This is a genomic window from Loktanella gaetbuli (assembly GCF_020531945.1).
Lineage (GTDB): Bacteria > Pseudomonadota > Alphaproteobacteria > Rhodobacterales > Rhodobacteraceae > Loktanella > Loktanella gaetbuli.
This window is the reverse complement of the sequence record NZ_JAJATZ010000007.1, coordinates 129,790-146,006: the sequence shown is the minus strand read 5'-3', so window position 1 is coordinate 146,006 and position 16,217 is coordinate 129,790. Positions and strand designations below refer to the sequence as shown.

Here is a 16,217-nt window from a genome sequence, read left to right as displayed (position 1 = left end):
CGTCACGCTCTTCGCCAGTCAGCACCTGGCCGGGGCGCAGTTCGATACCCAGCGTGGACAGGTTGGCGTCAAAGTTCGCGCGGTTCTCGTTGGACACGACGAAACGCTCGACCGGCAGCAGCGGTGTGGATGCGGCGGATGCAGCAGTTGCGGACAGCGCAACGGTTGCGACGATCAGGGCGGATTTGATTACGTTTTTCATGGTCTTCTCCTAATTTGAATTGGTCGGCGGCGGGTAGGCCGTCGTTGTGAAAGGCAATTAGGGTGCCTATCAAAAATACGATACCCATCAGTACTAGACAGCCTTGTGTGCAAAAATGAACGGAACAAAACCCCTGTTTTTTGTGACACAGGCATGTCACACAAAACCCATGACAGCCTTACAAACACGTGATGGAACGCCACTTTCCGCACTGACGTTCGGAACAATGCAATTTGGTGGCAGGGCCGATCCGCCCGCCAGCCGCGGCATGTATGATGCCGCCCGCGACGCAGGCGTGAACCACTTTGACACCGCCGTCCGCTACACCGACGGGGCCTCGGAAACGCTGCTGGGACCCATGGTCAGCGCTGAACGAGACGCAATTTTCCTAGCAACCAAAGTAGGTTACACAGGCGGATGCGGCCGGTCCAATATTCTGCGTCAGATGGACATCAGCCGCAGCCAACTGAACCTCGACAGTGTCGACCTGTTGTATCTGCATCGCTGGGACCCCGACACCGATCTGGCCGAAACTTTTGCCACCTTGGCCGAGCTGCAACAAAACGGCGTGATCCGTCACATCGGCGTTTCCAATTACGCCGCCTGGCAAGTGATGAAGGCACAGGCCGTTTGTGCACAGCTGGGCACGCGGATTGATGTGCTTCAACCCATGTACAACATTGTGAAGCGTCAGGCAGAGGTCGAAATCCTGCCCATGGCAACCGATCAGGGGATGTTGGCCTGCACCTATTCCCCCCTTGGCGGTGGTTTGCTGACGGGAAAATACGCCCGCGGGGAAACTGGACGCCTGAGCACCGACCAGATGTATGCCGCACGCTACGGACAAGACTGGATGCACAGCACCGCCGCGGGTCTGTCGGACATCGCACGCGACATCGGCACCGATCCCGCCACACTGGCCGTGGCCTGGGTCGCACGCCGGACCGGCGTTTCACCCATCATTTCGGCGAAATCGACAGAACAACTGGCTCCCTCGCTGGCGGCACAGCATTTTGTCATGGATGACGTGCTGTATGACCGCATTACCGCATTATCACCGACACCGCCGCCCGCAACTGACCGACTGGAGGAAGTGCGATGACCGATGTGATCGTAATCGGCGGCGGAGTCGCTGGCCTGTCCGCTGCCGCTGCCCTGTCTGAAACGGTCAAAGTGACGTTGCTGGAACGGGAAAAGCAGACGGGCTATCACAGCTCTGGCCGTTCTGCCGCGCTGTTCGAGGAGAACTACGGCAAACCCACGACCCGCGCGCTGAACCGCGCCAGCCGTGAGGCCCACGCAGCGCTTGGCGTGTTATCCCCGCGCGGTCTGATGATCGTTGCACAGGACCACGAGGCCGATCAATTTTCCGCCGATATCCTCGACATGAACCTGTCGGAAATCTCGATGGACGACGCCCGTGCCCTTGTGCCGATCCTGTCGCCAGCCATCACCCGCGCCGCACATTTTGACGGGGCGCAGGACATCGACACCGATCTGCTGATGCAGACATGGATCAAGCAAATTCGCGCCAACGGCGGCACGGTCCAAACCGGCGCAGAGGTGTCAAAGATCACGAAGACCTCCGCTGGCTGGCGCGTGGAGATCGGCAGTGATGTGCTGACAGCCCCCGTTATCGTGAACGCAGCCGGTGCCTGGGCCGACCAGATCGCGCAGATTGCCGGGATTGCTCCGCTGGGCCTGACGCCGCTACGACGGTCCATGGCGCGGCTGGCCGCACCCGGCGGCCACGACGTACGCCATTGGCCGATGATCTTTGGCCCCGGCGAAAGCTGGTACGCCAAACCCGACGCGGGCGCATTGTTGGTGTCCCCGGCAGAGGAAGACCCGGTCGCGCCGATGGACGCCTGGCCCGATGACATGGTGCTGGCAGAAGGCCTCGCGCGGTATCAGGACGCTGTCACGGGCGAGGTCACACGCCCGATCGCGACATGGGCCGGACTGCGGACCTTTGCCCCCGACCGGTCACTGGTGCTGGGGCGCGATACGGCGGACCCATCATTCATCTGGTGCGCGGGTCAGGGCGGTTACGGCGTGCAATCGTCACCTGCCGCGGGACAGCACATCGCGGATGTCGTAGCCGAACGCACGCCCGCCATCGGGGCAGAGGTCGCAGCACAGTTGTCGCCCGCGCGGTTCAGCCGATAAGTGCAAATGGCTTTGCTCAGGCCACGCAGGCCATCAGTTCCCAACTGCGCAACGTGGTGAAATCGGCATCCTGATTGCCCCTGCCGATCCGCAATTCGGGAAAGACGGCGAACAGTTCTTGCCGCGCATCGGGCGACAGTGTCGCGAGACTCTCTGATCCGGGATGAAAGCTTTCTGTCGCCGCCCCTTCGGCAAAAATGACCTCGTGGCGATCGAAAATCAGGTTGAAATACGTGACCTCGGTCAGTCCGCTGTCAACGTAGATCTGCTCGAACGTGGCCGCCATGGATTTGGCCCGGACAAAAACCGCATCCTCGCCGAACATCAGTGACACCTTGATGTTCTGAAACAGCATCCGGTGCTGCGGGCTGACCCACAGATTGCGATGCGGTAACCCGAACCCCAACGCACCGGCCTGAATGCAGACAGGCCAGAATGTCCGGCGGTTGCGCAGATCGTCACCGGCGATGCGGCGCTTTTGAATCAACCGAATGGGCTTTGCCATCCCGTCCCAGGTCAACACAAGGTCACCGACGGCCAGATCGTCGATCAGCCTTGGACCCTCGGGGGTGTCGATCATCGTGCCGCTGGTCAGGGAAACTGGTGCGCTGGCATCATCATGCGGGATATCCAGACGGTTGCCGTACCCGTCAAAGGTGATTTTTTCATCTGTCGCTGGCTGAAGCACCATCGCATCGGTGCCTGCAGCAGGACCATCCACGGCTGTCACGGGACCATGGGGCGCATAAAAGGATAGCACCGGATTTGTGTTGCCTGCGTCAATCAGCGCAACAGCCCGTGCCGCATCACCGGGCACCTGTAGTGGTGCTGCGATATCGTATGCAGTCCAATCTGTGTCGGGGTCGATCACGCCGTCCTGCCGCGACAGGGACAGTTCGGCAGCCAGCGTCCCGTCGTCGCGGTAAATCGCCAGTGACAATGCGTCCAGACGGGCAAGGTCGGCGGGTGCGGCGGTGATCTGCACCTGGCCCACGGCGGGTGTCGCCATTGGCACGGTCTTGGGATATGTGATCGCCGAAATGAATGCCATGATGCCACTCCCCAGATTTGGTTCGATCTGCATCATCTATGCCCGGCATGGCTCATCATTGTTCCGTATTGGGAAAGAATAAGGCAGCGTGTCCGACCGTCCCCCATCGCAAAAGCCACCCAGACAGATCCGATTCCTGTCACCGGTGAAAAGAGAGCGCGCGCGTCTCGAACGGCAGTTCGCCTGGCTGCGCCGCTATAGCCCCGTCCTTGGCCGTATCGTGCAGACCCTCAGCCGACCGGGCTGGACGCTGGTGCGCGTGCCGGTCGGCATCCTGTTCATTCTGGGCGGATTCCTCGCCATCCTGCCGATTTTCGGGCTGTGGATGATCCCGGTCGGCCTGCTGTTGCTGTCGGTCGATGTGCCACGGCTGCGCAGGCCCGTGGCGGGATTCCTGATCGCCATGCGCAGGCGGGCCGAACGCTGGAAAAACCGCAAAAAACCCTGATTGCCAACTGGCAATCAGGGCTAAAATGAGGCGATTCCAAAGGGTCGGGGTCGATTTAACCCCTCATGAACCTTTGCGGATCAATCCGCGATATTCTTGCGGATCGTCTTGTTCTCGGGGTCGTAGGGGCTGTCCTCGACGATTTCGCAGGGCCACAGCCGGTCGAACATCTTGACCTGCAAACGCGTGCCCACGGTTGCATGGTCAGGGTGGACGTAGCCCATGCCGATGCTCTTGTTGAAATGCACCGAATAGCCGCCCGACGTCAGACGCCCCACGCGGGTGTCACCAGCATAGAGCACCTCGCGGCCCCAAGGGTCGGCATCGTCGGGGCCGTCGATCAGCAGCGTGACGCATTTGGACCGGATGCCCTTGTCCAGCATCGCCTGCTTGCCGTTGAAATCCTTGTTCAGATCGACAAAGCGCGGCAAATCAGCCTCCAGCGGGGTGGCGTCGCGACCCAACTCGTTGCCGAAGGCGCGATAGGATTTTTCCTGCCGCAGCCAGTTCTGCGCCCGCGCGCCGACCAGTTTCATGCCGTGATCCGCGCCTGCCTTTTCCAGCAGGTCAAACAGATAGTTCTGCATTTCGATCGGGTGGTGCAATTCCCAGCCCAACTCGCCCGTATAGGCGACGCGGATGGCGCGGACTGGGCACATGCCCAGTTCGATGTCGCGCACGGACAGCCATGGGAAACGCTTGTTTGACAGAACGGTTGCGGGGTCCGCGTCCTTGATGATGGATTGCAGCACGTCGCGGGATTGCGGGCCAGCGATGGCAAAGACACCCCACTGCGTCGTCACCTCTTGTGCATTGATCCGGCCAAAGTCGGCCTCTTTGCGTGCCACAGCCTTGTACAGGTAATCCTGATCATAGGCGGTCCATGCCCCGGCAGAGATCAGGTAATAATCATCCTCTGCGATCCGGGCGATGGTGTATTCGGTGCGCGTGGTGCCGTGGTCGGTCAGCGCGTAGGTCAGGTTGATGCGGCCCACGCTGGGCAGTTTGTTGGTTGTGAACCAATCCAGAAACGCGGTCGCGCCCGGCCCGCTGATGCGGTGCTTGGTAAAGGCGGATGCGTCGATCAGGCCGACGCCTTCGCGGATCGCGCGGGCCTCGTCCACGGCGTGCTGCCACCAGCCGCCACGGCGGAACGACCGCGCGTCGTGGTCAAAATGTTCCGGCGCATCGACGGGGCCGAAATAGTTCGGGCGTTCCCAGCCATTGACCCAACCGAATTGCGCGCCGCGCGCCTTTTGCCGGTCATAGGCGGGCGTGGTCCGCAGCGGACGGCATGCGGGCCGTTCCTCGTCCGGGTGGTGCAGGATATAGACGTGTTCGTAGGCTTCCTCGTTCTTACGGGCGGCCCATTCGGTCGTCATCCAGTCGCCGTAGCGTTTGGGATCCAGCGACGCCATGTCGATCTCTGCCTCGCCCTGCACCATCATCTGCGCAAGGTAGTAGCCCGTGCCACCCGCCGCCGTGATGCCAAAGCTGAAGCCTTCGGCCAGCCACATGTTGTGCAGACCGGGGGCCGGGCCGACCAGCGGATTGCCGTCCGGGGTATAGCAGATGGGACCATTGAAATCGTTCTTCAGGCCCGATTCCTCGCAGGATGGAATCCGGTGTATCATCGCCATGTACTGTTCCTCGATCCGTTCGAGGTCGAGTTCGAACAGATCGGCGCGGAAACTGTCGGGGACGCCGTATTCAAAACGCGCCGGCGCATTGGGTTCATAGACACCCAGAATCCAGCCGCCGCGTTCCTCGCGCACATAGGATTGGGCGTCAGCGTCGCGGATGACGGGGTGTTCGGGATTGTCCTTGCGGAAATCGACCAGCGCCGGGTCCGTATCCATCACGATGAACTGGTGTTCGACGGGGATGGCGGGAATCTTGATGCCCAGCATTTTCGCCGTGCGCTGCGCGTGGTTGCCTGATGCGGTGACCACATGTTCGGCGGTGATGACGATCTGTTCGTCTGACGGAATCAGGTTGCCGCCCTTTTCCACCATCTTGGTGCAGGTGACCTCCCACGCGGTGCCGTTCCAGTTGAACCCATCGGCCTGCCACTTGCGCACGATCTCGACCCCACGCTGGCGCGCGCCCTTGGCCATCGCCATCGTCACATCGGCAGGATTAATGTAGCCGTCCTGGGTGTGATACAGCGCCCCCTTGAGGTCGGATGTTTCGATGAGCGGCCATTTCGCCTTGATCTCGTCGGGGGTCATGAAAACATATGGCACGCCCACCGTTTCGGCGGTCGAGGCATAAAGCTGGTATTCCTCCATCCGCTCTTGGGTCTGGGCCATGCGCAGGTTGCCTACGACGGCAAAACCGGCGTTCAGGCCGGTCTCTTCCTCCAGCGTCTTGTAGAACTTGATCGAATAGTCGTGAATGTGGGTCGTCGCATAGCTCATGTTGAAATAGGGCAACAGACCGGCGGCGTGCCATGTCGACCCCGACGTCAGTTCGTCCCGTTCCAGCAACATCACGTCGTCCCAGCCCGCAGCGGCCAGGTGATAGGCGATCGAAGTGCCGACAGCACCGCCACCGACGACCAGAGCTTTGACAGACGTTTTCATGGCAGTATTCCTTGCACGATATTCCCGTCACATATGCCCCAGACGGTCAGGCTGTGCGGGAACCATCCGACAGATTATAGCAGGAAACCGACCTGCGTCGCACAATGGCTGTAGGTGGTGCGTGCGGGCTGCGTTAGACTGACCAGATGGACCGCGATGCATTCATCAAATTGGCTGGACCAGTGCTGTTTCACGCCACGCTGACCAGCAACCTGCCCGGCATCGCCGCCGCAGGGCTGATGCGGCCTGCCGCCGTGGCGCGTGCGGTGGGGCTGAACCCGGTTGATCTGGCGCTGCGGCGCGACCCCGAAACGATCGTGTTGGGGCACGGCCCTATGACCCTGAACCACCAGCGTCCCCTGCTGGCGGGCCGCGACAAGGATTTTCTGACCGGTGGAACCCTGCAGGACTGGGCGCTGCAACTGGACGAACGGATCTTCTTTTGGCCGCGCAAGGCACCCACCGCCTTTGTCGGCAGCCTGTCGCAGATGGGTGATCTGACGCTGTTGCGGATCGACAGTGGTCGGATATTCGATGCCTGCGCCGATCACCTGTTTCTTGCGCCGATCAACACCGGTGCCGCGCGGCGCAAACCCGCCGCAAGGGGGCTGTGGATCTACAGCCCCGTCACCGGAACCGTCGACCGTTTTCGCGGGAACCGCGTCCGGCGCGGGTTGCGCAAGAGCAGCGACAGCGTGTCGGAGGTCAGCCTGACCTGTGATCTGCCGCGCGACGACCTGCTGGCAATGCTCGTCGATCCCGATGTGCTGTCCGTTGTCGGTTGACCCGCTTGCCCCGCTGACCGCCGCCGCCTAGAAACGCGGCACGGATGGGGGGCCACGGGATGTTGATCTGCAAAACGATTGCCGAGATGCGCAGCGCCGCTGCGGCATTGCGCGATGCAGGCAGTGTCGGTCTGGTCACCACGATGGGTGCATTGCATGCGGGGCACATGGCACTGGTCGCGGCAGCGCAGGCGGACCATGCCAACGTGATTGCGACGATTTTCGTGAATCCCACGCAGTTTGGCGACCCGTCCGATCTGGAAAAATACCCCCGCACCGAACAGGCCGACCTTGCGATGTTGCAGGCCGCCGGGGTGGCGGCGGTGTTCATGCCGGACGTGGATACGATGTATCCGGCGGGGTCCGAAACAATCGTCGAAACCACACATCTGGCCAACATCCTGCACGGGGCCGTCCGCCCCGGCCATTTTCGCGGTGTGGCGACCATCGTGACCAAGCTTTTCAACATCATCGGGGCGGACGCCGCCTATTTCGGTGAAAAGGATTATCAGCAGCTCGCCGTGATCCGCCGCATGGCCCATGATCTGTCGATGCCGACCACCGTGCACGGTGTGCCCACCGTGCGCGAGGCGGACGGCCTTGCGATGTCGTCGCGCAACGTGCGGCTGACGCCGGATGATCGCGCAGCGGCACCCGTGCTGCACCGAGCGCTACTGGCGGCAGAACAGGTCATCCAGGCTGGCGGTACCATCGAGGATGCGACAGACGCGATCCGCGCGATGATCGCGGATGTGCCGCAGGCCACGCTGGTTGGACTCGACGTCGTGGACGCCCGGACCTTTACCCCCGTGTCCGGACGGGCCACAGATACACTTGGCATCATGATCAGCGCCCAGTTCGGGGATGTCCTGCTGATTGACCAAAAGGAGACGACACCATGAGCACCCAAGCCCAAATCCGCCGGACCACCGTGCCGCAGATCGCCAAGCGCAAGGGCGGCGAACCGATCGTATCGCTGACCAGCTACCACGCGCATACGGCCGCCATCGTGGACAAATTCGCGGATTTCATTCTGGTCGGTGACAGTCTGGGCATGGTGATGCACGGCATGGAGAGCACGGTGGGCGTGCCGCTGGACCTGATGATCATGCACGGCAAGGCCGTGGTGCGCGGCACGCAAAAGGCGCTGATCGTGGTCGATATGCCATTCGGCACCTACGAGGAATCGCCGCAGGTCGCGTTCCGCAATGCCGCCAAGATCATGAAGGAAACCGGCTGCGGTGCGGTCAAGCTGGAAGGTGGCGCGCGCATGGCCGAAACCATCCACTTTCTCGTGGAACGCGGCATTCCCGTGATGGCGCACACCGGCCTGACACCGCAGTCGTCGCATGTGATGGGCGGGTTCAAGACGCAGGGGCGCGACGAATCCAGCTGGGACGCGCACCGCGAGGACGCCCGCGCCGTAGCAGAGGCCGGCGCATTCGCCGTGGTGCTGGAGGGCATGGTCGAACCGCTGGCCGCCAAGATCACCACCGAAATCGACATTCCCACCATCGGAATCGGGGCCAGCAAGGATTGCGATGGCCAGATCCTGGTGCTGGAAGATATGCTGGGCCTGAACCCCTGGACACCCAAGTTCGTCAAGGTCTACGGCCAGCTGGGTCCGATGATCGAGGATTCCGTCCGGCGCTACGCCGAGGACGTGAAAAGCCGCGCCTTTCCGACGGAAGAAGAGGTCTATCGCTGAGGCGCAGCTGCCACAGTGATCGGGGGGTCAGGTCCGCAAACCCCTGCCCTGCTGGAATGTTGCGATCTGCGCATCGGCGTACAGGAGGCAAATGTGGCCAATTTTTGGCGGCTTGCCTTATTTCCGCCGCAGTCTGATGCTAACTTTATCCACAGCACCGCACGTCAGAGGCGGGCTGAGGAGAGCAGTATGAAACGCACCACCCTGATTGCGGTGGCTGCCGTGATGGGCCTGACCGCCTGTGCGCAGCCGCTGCCTGTGAACAGTCGCGCCGACAACGACATGTTGCGGTTTTCGACGCGCAACTACGTCGCCATCACCGAAGGCGTGCAGTAACCTCATTTTCAAAAATACGGCGGCCCTTCGGCCAATGAAAAAGGGACCGCTGGGCGGTCCCTTCTTGTGTCAGGCGTCCTCGGACGTGTCTTCTGCGGGCGGCGGTGGTGGCGGTGGCGGCGCGCCGACCACACCGATTTCCACGGGCGGTGGTGCCATGCCGTTCGTGCTGGGGCGCGGCACGGCAGGCGCGCCGATGGGGCCGGTGGTGATCCGGTCGGGTTCCGGGATCGCCGAGACGGGCGGTGCGGTCAAGATGGGTTGTACGGGTGCCGGGCGTGAAGGGTTGATCTGACGTCCGTCAAACGGGGTCGGCGGCACCTCTGCGCAGGCGGTGGTCAATGCAAGCAGGCCAATGGCCGACATCATGCGATACATGGTTTTCTCCGGTGGTTGCAGAACAGGTCTATCACATCAGGCCCGGCACGACGAGGTCGGGCGGACGATGGCCGTCGGCGAACGTCTTGACGTTGATCAGGACCTTTTCGCCCATCTCGATCCGCCCCTCGATCGTGGCGGATCCCATGTGCGGCAACAGGATCACGTTCGGTAGCGCCTTGAGCCGGGGATTGATCGCATGGCCGCGTTCGAACACATCCAGTCCCGCGCCGCCCAGTTCGCCCGCACGCAGCGCGCGGGTCAGCGCGTTTTCGTCGATGACCTCGCCCCGCGAAGTATTCACGATCACGGCATTGGGTTTCATCAGTTTCAGCCGCCGCGCGTTCAGCAGGTGAAATGTGGACGGCGTATGCGGACAATTCACCGATACCACATCCATCCGCGCGACCATCTGGTCGAGGCTTTCCCAATAGGTCGCCTCGAGAGGGTTCTCGACCTCGGGGCGCAGGCGTTTGCGGTTGTTATAGTGGATCTGCATGCCAAAGGCGCGCGCACGCTGCGCGACGGCCTGACCGATGCGCCCCATGCCGAGGATGCCCAGCCTGCGACCGCCCAGTCGCGCACCCAGATTGGCGGTCGGCGACCAGCCTTCCCAGCTTTCGCCCTGGGCAATGCGCATGCCCTCGGGAATGCGCCGCACGACGGACAGCATCAGCGCAAGCGTCATGTCAGCGGTATCATCGGTCAGCACGCCGGGGGTGTTCGACACCAGAATGCCGCGCTGGCGGGCCGTGGCGACGTCGATATTGTCGACCCCTGCCCCATAGTTCGCGATCAGTTTCAGCCGTTCCCCGGCCTGCGCCAGCAGGGCCGCGTCGATCTGGTCCGTAATGGTCGGCACGATGACATCGGCCCCCTGCATGGCGGCGGCCAGCGCCTCGCGGGTCATCGGTTCGTCACTTTCGCGCAGGGTGACGTCAAACAGTTCCTTCATCCGGGTCTCGACCGGTTCGGGCAACCGTCGCGTGACGACAACACTCAGCTTCTTACCCGGCATCGGACCCCCCTGCCCACTTTCAAATGCACCGCATCGGTGGCAGGTTGCCAGTCAGGGACGCGCGGCACAAGAACCGATGCGCCTACAGAGCGAATGACAGCAGGCGGATAGCGGATATGGGAACCTCGGGGTGGTTGCGCGGCGTGGCCAGCGCATTGGCAGTATGTCTGGCAACGCAGGGTGCGGCACAAGACGTGGTGCCTGTCTCGGCCCCCGCCGCTGCGGCACAGACCGGACCCGTCACGAACCTGCCCTTGCCGCGTTACGTCAGCCTCAAGGCGTCCGAGGCCAATGTGCGCCGCGGCCCATCTTTGACCCACCGGATCGACTGGGTGTTCCAGCGGCGCGGCATGCCGTTGCAGGTCGTCGCGGAATACGGCCACTGGCGTCGTGTCATAGATCGCGATGGCCAGGGTGGCTGGGTCCACTACACGATGCTGTCAGGCGTGCGCACCGCGCTTGTGACCGAACAGGTCCTGACCCTGCACAGCCAGCCCGATGCAAATGCATCCGAACGTGCCTATCTGGAACAAGGCGTCGTCGCGAGACTGGGCGCCTGTGACCAAAACTGGTGCGAACTGAATGCCGATGGCTATCGCGGTTGGGCACCACAAGCCGCAATCTGGGGTGTCGATCCCGATGAGACCAAAGAGTAATCAACCATGAGCCGCAGCGACACACGCCTGAACCTGTCCGCAGGGCTGATGTCCTCTGCCGTCGCACTCACGCTGGTTGTCGCAAAACTCTGGGCGCTTGGGGAAACCGGGTCATTGGCGGTGGCCGCCACGCTGGCCGATTCCGCGATGGACCTCATGATGTCGCTGGGCGCGCTGGCCGCGATTGCCTATGCGGCCAAACCTGCCGACGACGACCATAATTTCGGTCATTCCTCGGCCGAGGATCTGGCAGCGCTGGGTCAGTCGCTGATCATCATCGCCTCGGCTGGCGTGATCGCCACGGTTGCGATCCTGCGCCTGGTGCGCGGCGACGCGCAGATGCCCGAAAACGAAGGGTCGGGCATGGCAATCATCGCACTGTCCATCGTGCTGACGCTGGCATTGGTGTTGTGGCAACGCAGGGTCGCGGCACGGACCGGCAACGCCGTGGTCAAGGCGGATTCCCTGCACTACCTCGGTGACTTGATCCCCAATGTCGGTGCCCTTGTCGCACTCTGGGCCTCGTCAGCGCTGGGTCTTGCACAGGTCGATAGTGTCGTGGCCCTTGGCGCGGCACTGATCCTCGTCATCGGTGCCATCCGCATCGGCAAAGAGGCGTGGGATGCCCTGATGGACAGGCAAGCCGATCCCGACATGATCGCGGGCATTTCAGAGATTGCGCGCAATTTTGACGGCGTGCACGGGTTTCACGACCTCAAGACGCGCCGCGCGGGCAGCCGCGTTTTCGTCAATCTGCACATCGAACTGGACGGCGATCAGACCCTGCACGAGGCGCATGCCATCGGGGCGGCCCTGCGCCGCGCGATCATCGCGGCCTATCCGCGCGCCGACGTGCTGATCCACAAGGACCCGCGCGGCGTCCAACCCCATCCCGACGATCCCCGCAGTTGAACACCCCAGAGAGGACATCACCATGTCGCCCGAATCCATCGAAGGCCGCCTGATCGCGCAGCGCCAGATCCTCGCACGGTTGATCCACGCCCATGGCGATGCAATGCGCGGCTTTTTGCGGGACCGGTCCACGGTCAGCATCCCCGAAGAGGACCCAAGCGCCGATGGCCCCGACCCCGCATTCGCGATCGAGGCGGCCCTGGCCGACGAAATGCGGCTGATCCTGTCGGCTGTCGAACGTCTGGACTGACCGTCAGGCGGCAAGACCCCGCCCGCGCAACAGCGCATCGACCCCCGGCATCCGCCCCCGGAACGCGGTATACAGAACGTCGGGTTCGACCGATCCGCCCGATGACAGCACCGTGTCTTCCAGCCGCTTTGCAAGCGCGGGATCAAACGCGTCACCCGCTTCGGTAAAGGCATCGAATGCATCGGCGTCCATCACCTCGGACCACATGTAGCTATAGTAGCCGCTGGAATAGCCGTCGCCGGAAAACACATGGGCAAAATGCGGCGTCGCATGGCGCATGCCAATGGCATGCGGCATCCCAATCTCTTCCAGGATTTCGGCCTGTCGCTGCATCGGGTCACGCGGCGCGTCATCTGTTGCGTGAAATTCCAGATCGACCAGGGCGCTGGCGACATATTCAACCGTCTGGAACCCCATGTCATAGGTGCTGGCGGCCAGCAGGCGATCCAACATCTCGGCTGGCATCGCGTCCCCTGTGTCGGCATGCGTCGCGTATTTGGTCAGCACCTCTGGCACCTCCAGCCAGTGTTCGAACAACTGGCTCGGCAGCTCGACGAAGTCGCGCGCGACGGATGTGCCGCTGACCGACGCATAGGTCACATCCGACAGCATCTGATGCAGCGCGTGGCCGAATTCATGAAACAGCGTGCGCGCGTCGTCATAGGACAGCAGCGCAGGTTTTCCGGCGGCAGGCTTGGCAAAGTTGCAGACGTTGATGACGATGGGGCGAATGTCGCCCGCCAGCCGCTGCTGACTGCGCATTGCCATGCACCATGCGCCCGACCGTTTCGAGGCCCGTGCGAAATAATCCCCCATGAACACGGCGACGTGCTGACCATCGCGCGTGACCTCCCACAAACGCACGTCCGCGTGGTAGGTCGGTGCGTCGATCGGTGAAAATTCCAGGCCGAACAGGCGGTTGGCACAGTCGAACGCCGCGTCGATCATGCGGCCCAGTTGCAGGTATGGCTTGATCACGGACTCGTCCAGATCATGTTCGGCCTGCCGGCGCTTTTCCGAATAGTAACGCCAGTCCCAGGGTTCCAGCGGACCGGTCGCGCCATCGTTGTGCATCATCGCCTGCAATTTGGTCTGATCGGCCTCCGCGCTTGTGCGCGCAGGCTCCCACACCTGCATCAGCAAATCGCGCACCGCTTGCGGGGTTTTGGCCATCTCGGTTTCCAGCTTGAAATCGGCAAAGCTGTCGTAGCCCAGCAGATTGGCGCGTTCGGCCCGCAGCGCCAGCGTCTCCGCCGCCAGATCGCGGTTGTCCGTGTCACCACCGTTCATCCCGCGCGACGTCCATGCGTTATACGCGCGTTCACGCAGGGCGCGGTTGGGCGAGAATTGCAGGAAAGGCACAATGAGCGAACGCGACAGGGTCACGACGGGGCCACCATGATCGCCAGCCTCACCCGCCGCACGGGCAGCGTCGGCCACGAAATCAGGCAGCGCGGCCAATTCATCCTCTGACAATGGCATGAACCAGCTGCGTTCATCCGCCAGCAGGTTCTGACTGAACTGCGTGCCCAGCACCGACAGCCGCGCGGTCACGTCGCGCAGCCGGTCACTGGCATAGCCTTCCAGCTCTGCCCCCTGACGCACAAAGGACCGGTGCGTCAGTTTCAGCACCATGGCCTGTTCGTCGGTCAGATCCAGCGTATCGCGGGCCTGCCACAGGGTCTCGATCCGCGCGAACAGGTCCTTGTTGCTGGACACTTCCGACCCAAAGGCCGACAGCAGCGGCGCAAAATCGCGCTGCAACGCCTCGCGCGCGGGCGTGCTGTCCGCCCCAGCAACACCGTAGAACGCACCCAGAACCCGGTCGAGATCGCCCTCAGCCAATGCCATCGCTTCAATGGTGTTGGCAAAGCTGGGTTCCTCATCAGAGGTCGCAATCGCGTTGATCGCCGCACGTGCCTCCCCCAATGCCTTTTCCACCGCGGGTGCAAAATGATCGTCCTCGATCGCATCGAACGGCGGCAGTCCAAAGGGCGTGTCCCAAGCGGTCAGTAGCGGATTGGTCATGTCATTCTCCTTTGCCATCAACATAAGGATTGGGTGCCACGGCTCACACCCCCCTGCATCATCTTGCTGAAAATACTCAACCAGCCGCGTCAGCGGCGCAGTCCACGTTCAAACCGGCGCAGCGCAATGGACAACCCAATGGTCATCGTCAGATAGATCAATGCGACAACGTTATAGGTCTCGAAGTATCTGAAATTGCCCGCCGCCGTAATCTTGCCCAGCTGGGTAATGTCGGCCACGCCCACGACCGACACCAGCGAGGAATCCTTGACCATGGCCACGAAATCATTGCCCAGCGGCGGCAGGATCGTGCGCAGCGCCTGTGGCCAGACGATGTGACGGAACCGCTGCCACCGTCCCAGGCCCAGCGCCTCGGCCGCTTCGATCTGGCCACGGTCCACGGATTGCAGCCCGGCGCGAAACACCTCTGCCAGAAACGACGCATAGGCCAGTGTCAGCGCGATGATCGCGCGCCACAGCAGACTGAAATCACGGGTGCGCGCCTCTGGCAGGCCGATGGCGTTCCACGCACTGACCAGCGCCGGGGCCAGCACAAATGCCACATAGAGAAGCAGCACGATGATCGGGATCCCGCGCATCACCTCGACATAGAACCGCGCAACCTGCCGCAGGACGCGCGATTTCGACAACGCCATGACCGCCAGCAGCAGGCCCAGCGCGCAGGCCATCAGGTAGCTGACGATCGCCACGAAAACGGTGATCTGGATACCCTTAGCCAGCGTACCCACAACGCCGCGATAGGCGTCGTCGGTCGCGACCTGATAAAACATCCAGATCCCCAGACCGACGACGGCCACCAGCCACCAAGGAAAATCCCGGTCGCCGGGCACCTGCGGTGTCACGCGCGCTGCCCGGCGATCCTTATTCGCCCATCTTGAAATCAAGGAACCACTTGGTGTTCAGCGCGTCGATGGTGCCATCCGACTGCATGTCGGCAATGGCGGCGTTCATCGGCCCAACCAAATCGGACCCCTTGGGAAAGATGAAACCGAAATCCTCGGTCCCCAGTTTTTCCCCGATGATCTTCAGCCCGCCATCGCTGGCATCGACATAACCCTGACCTGCCGTGCCGTCGGTCAGGACCAGATCCACGTCACCCGTGCGCAGCGCCTGCACGGTGGCACCGAATGTCTCCATCTTGACGATCCGGGGGTTTGCCTCGTCACCGTCCAGCACGTCATAGACGCCGACATAGAACGGTGTCGTGCCGGGCTGGGCAGCCATCAGCAACTCCGCATCGGCGGCAAAGCTGGCGGCATCGGTAAACCGATCCTCGTCACCGCGAACCAGCATGACCATTTCCGAGGTCATGTAGCTGTCCGAAAAATCGACCACCTCTGCGCGGTCCTCGCGGATGGTGATCCCGGTCATGCCCAGATCGAACTGGCCTTCGGCCACAGCGGGGATCATCGCATCCCAGCTGATGGTCTGATAGTCGATGGTCAGGTTCAGTCGGGCCGCAATTTCAGCCATGGCATCGTATTCCCAACCCACGGCCGCGCCGTCCTGCATGAATTGCAGCGGCGGGTAGGCATTTTCGACAGCGACCGTGATCTCTTGCCCTGACAGGTCCGGCAAATGGGCCGCAGCGCTGGCCGCGCCCGCAAACAGGGTGGCGGCGATGGTGGTGATGATTTTCATGTGATCCCCCAAGGATGTGATGTCTGACA

Annotated in this window: 18 protein-coding genes; 11 read left to right on the top strand and 7 right to left on the bottom strand. The window is 62.4% G+C overall.

The window, feature by feature from the left end; translation table 11 throughout:
* On the bottom strand, positions 1-202 hold a 202-nt coding region (locus tag LGQ03_RS14295), incomplete at its 3' end, for a hypothetical protein (protein WP_226748938.1).
* Positions 203-371: 169 nt separating this feature from the next.
* On the opposite strand from LGQ03_RS14295, the gene LGQ03_RS14290 reads away from it, so the two are divergent.
* Both LGQ03_RS14290 and LGQ03_RS14285 read left to right on the top strand, forming a co-directional pair.
* Positions 372-1,304, top strand: coding sequence for an aldo/keto reductase (locus LGQ03_RS14290; RefSeq protein WP_226748937.1), 933 nt, complete (start codon positions 372-374; stop codon positions 1,302-1,304).
* The gene (locus tag LGQ03_RS14285; RefSeq protein ID WP_226748936.1) at positions 1,301-2,371 is read left to right on the top strand and encodes an NAD(P)/FAD-dependent oxidoreductase; all 1,071 of its coding nucleotides are present in this window, start codon (positions 1,301-1,303) and stop codon (positions 2,369-2,371) included. Before LGQ03_RS14290 ends, LGQ03_RS14285 begins: the two co-directional genes overlap by 4 nt.
* 16 nt (positions 2,372-2,387) lie before the next feature.
* On the opposite strand, the gene LGQ03_RS14280 is transcribed toward LGQ03_RS14285, so the two are convergent.
* Positions 2,388-3,422 carry a Hint domain-containing protein gene (locus LGQ03_RS14280; RefSeq protein ID WP_226748935.1) on the bottom strand — a complete coding sequence of 345 codons (1,035 nt, stop codon included), beginning with the start codon at positions 3,420-3,422 and terminating at the stop codon, positions 2,388-2,390.
* An 88-nt stretch (positions 3,423-3,510) separates the two neighbouring features.
* On the opposite strand from LGQ03_RS14280, the gene LGQ03_RS14275 reads away from it, so the two are divergent.
* Entirely contained in the window at positions 3,511-3,870 is a 360-nt protein-coding gene (locus tag LGQ03_RS14275) for a hypothetical protein (protein WP_226748934.1), read from the top strand.
* A gap of 80 nt (positions 3,871-3,950) precedes the next feature.
* Here LGQ03_RS14275 and LGQ03_RS14270 read toward each other — a convergent pair whose 3' ends face one another.
* Entirely contained in the window at positions 3,951-6,455 is a 2,505-nt protein-coding gene (locus LGQ03_RS14270) for a GcvT family protein (protein WP_226748933.1), read from the bottom strand.
* 146 nt (positions 6,456-6,601) lie between these two features.
* Between LGQ03_RS14270 and LGQ03_RS14265 the strand changes: the two genes are divergently transcribed.
* From LGQ03_RS14265 to LGQ03_RS14245, 5 genes are all read left to right on the top strand, one after another.
* Positions 6,602-7,240 (top strand): DUF7002 family protein, encoded by a 639-nt coding sequence (locus LGQ03_RS14265; RefSeq protein WP_226748932.1) that lies wholly within the window; start codon positions 6,602-6,604, stop codon positions 7,238-7,240.
* Between the two features lie 59 nt (positions 7,241-7,299).
* Positions 7,300-8,142, top strand: a complete 843-nt coding sequence (gene panC / locus LGQ03_RS14260) for a pantoate--beta-alanine ligase (protein WP_226748931.1) — start codon at positions 7,300-7,302, stop codon at positions 8,140-8,142.
* Positions 8,139-8,948, top strand: coding sequence for a 3-methyl-2-oxobutanoate hydroxymethyltransferase (gene panB, locus LGQ03_RS14255; protein WP_226748930.1), 810 nt, complete (start codon positions 8,139-8,141; stop codon positions 8,946-8,948). The genes panC and panB overlap by 4 nt, the downstream gene beginning before the upstream one ends.
* A 189-nt stretch (positions 8,949-9,137) precedes the next feature.
* Positions 9,138-9,284: a hypothetical protein gene (locus tag LGQ03_RS14250; RefSeq protein WP_177172635.1), complete on the top strand. Its 147-nt coding sequence runs from the start codon at positions 9,138-9,140 to the stop codon at positions 9,282-9,284.
* 34 nt (positions 9,285-9,318) lie between these two features.
* A complete protein-coding gene (locus LGQ03_RS14245; protein ID WP_226748929.1) occupies positions 9,319-9,579 on the top strand; it encodes a hypothetical protein in 261 nt (86 codons plus the stop codon).
* Positions 9,580-9,693: 114 nt separating this feature from the next.
* Here LGQ03_RS14245 and LGQ03_RS14240 read toward each other — a convergent pair whose 3' ends face one another.
* A complete protein-coding gene (locus LGQ03_RS14240; RefSeq protein ID WP_226748928.1) occupies positions 9,694-10,680 on the bottom strand; it encodes a 2-hydroxyacid dehydrogenase in 987 nt (328 codons plus the stop codon).
* Between the two features lie 116 nt (positions 10,681-10,796).
* Here LGQ03_RS14240 and LGQ03_RS14235 point away from each other — a divergent pair, with 116 nt between their 5' ends.
* Genes LGQ03_RS14235 through LGQ03_RS14225 form a run of 3 tightly spaced genes read left to right on the top strand, consistent with a single transcriptional unit; the run spans position 10,797 to position 12,498 of the window.
* Entirely contained in the window at positions 10,797-11,336 is a 540-nt protein-coding gene (locus LGQ03_RS14235; RefSeq protein WP_226748927.1) for an SH3 domain-containing protein, read from the top strand.
* Positions 11,337-11,342: 6 nt separating this feature from the next.
* Positions 11,343-12,248, top strand: coding sequence for a cation diffusion facilitator family transporter (locus tag LGQ03_RS14230; RefSeq protein WP_090158488.1), 906 nt, complete (start codon positions 11,343-11,345; stop codon positions 12,246-12,248).
* A gap of 22 nt (positions 12,249-12,270) precedes the next feature.
* Positions 12,271-12,498, top strand: a complete 228-nt coding sequence (locus LGQ03_RS14225; RefSeq protein WP_226748926.1) for a hypothetical protein — start codon at positions 12,271-12,273, stop codon at positions 12,496-12,498.
* Between the two features lie 3 nt (positions 12,499-12,501).
* On the opposite strand, the gene LGQ03_RS14220 is transcribed toward LGQ03_RS14225, so the two are convergent.
* From LGQ03_RS14220 to LGQ03_RS14210, 3 genes are all read right to left on the bottom strand, one after another.
* Positions 12,502-14,526 carry a M3 family metallopeptidase gene (locus LGQ03_RS14220; protein WP_226748925.1) on the bottom strand — a complete coding sequence of 675 codons (2,025 nt, stop codon included), beginning with the start codon at positions 14,524-14,526 and terminating at the stop codon, positions 12,502-12,504.
* An 89-nt stretch (positions 14,527-14,615) separates the two neighbouring features.
* Complete coding sequence (locus LGQ03_RS14215; protein ID WP_226748924.1) at positions 14,616-15,389, bottom strand: amino acid ABC transporter permease; 774 nt, start codon at positions 15,387-15,389, stop codon at positions 14,616-14,618.
* Positions 15,390-15,408: 19 nt separating this feature from the next.
* A complete protein-coding gene (locus LGQ03_RS14210) occupies positions 15,409-16,188 on the bottom strand; it encodes a transporter substrate-binding domain-containing protein (RefSeq protein WP_226748923.1) in 780 nt (259 codons plus the stop codon).
* Between the last annotated feature and the right edge of the window lie 29 nt (positions 16,189-16,217).

Coding starts and splice junctions, on each gene's coding strand:
- LGQ03_RS14290 (WP_226748937.1), top strand. CDS start 372: ATGACAGCCTTACAAACACGTGATGGAACGCCACTTTCCGCACTGACG.
- LGQ03_RS14285 (WP_226748936.1), top strand. CDS start 1,301: ATGACCGATGTGATCGTAATCGGCGGCGGAGTCGCTGGCCTGTCCGCT.
- LGQ03_RS14280 (WP_226748935.1), bottom strand. CDS start 3,422: ATGGCATTCATTTCGGCGATCACATATCCCAAGACCGTGCCAATGGCG.
- LGQ03_RS14270 (WP_226748933.1), bottom strand. CDS start 6,455: ATGAAAACGTCTGTCAAAGCTCTGGTCGTCGGTGGCGGTGCTGTCGGC.
- LGQ03_RS14265 (WP_226748932.1), top strand. CDS start 6,602: ATGGACCGCGATGCATTCATCAAATTGGCTGGACCAGTGCTGTTTCAC.
- panC (WP_226748931.1), top strand. CDS start 7,300: ATGTTGATCTGCAAAACGATTGCCGAGATGCGCAGCGCCGCTGCGGCA.
- panB (WP_226748930.1), top strand. CDS start 8,139: ATGAGCACCCAAGCCCAAATCCGCCGGACCACCGTGCCGCAGATCGCC.
- LGQ03_RS14250 (WP_177172635.1), top strand. CDS start 9,138: ATGAAACGCACCACCCTGATTGCGGTGGCTGCCGTGATGGGCCTGACC.
- LGQ03_RS14245 (WP_226748929.1), top strand. CDS start 9,319: ATGAAAAAGGGACCGCTGGGCGGTCCCTTCTTGTGTCAGGCGTCCTCG.
- LGQ03_RS14240 (WP_226748928.1), bottom strand. CDS start 10,680: ATGCCGGGTAAGAAGCTGAGTGTTGTCGTCACGCGACGGTTGCCCGAA.
- LGQ03_RS14235 (WP_226748927.1), top strand. CDS start 10,797: ATGGGAACCTCGGGGTGGTTGCGCGGCGTGGCCAGCGCATTGGCAGTA.
- LGQ03_RS14230 (WP_090158488.1), top strand. CDS start 11,343: ATGAGCCGCAGCGACACACGCCTGAACCTGTCCGCAGGGCTGATGTCC.
- LGQ03_RS14225 (WP_226748926.1), top strand. CDS start 12,271: ATGTCGCCCGAATCCATCGAAGGCCGCCTGATCGCGCAGCGCCAGATC.
- LGQ03_RS14220 (WP_226748925.1), bottom strand. CDS start 14,526: ATGACCAATCCGCTACTGACCGCTTGGGACACGCCCTTTGGACTGCCG.
- LGQ03_RS14210 (WP_226748923.1), bottom strand. CDS start 16,188: ATGAAAATCATCACCACCATCGCCGCCACCCTGTTTGCGGGCGCGGCC.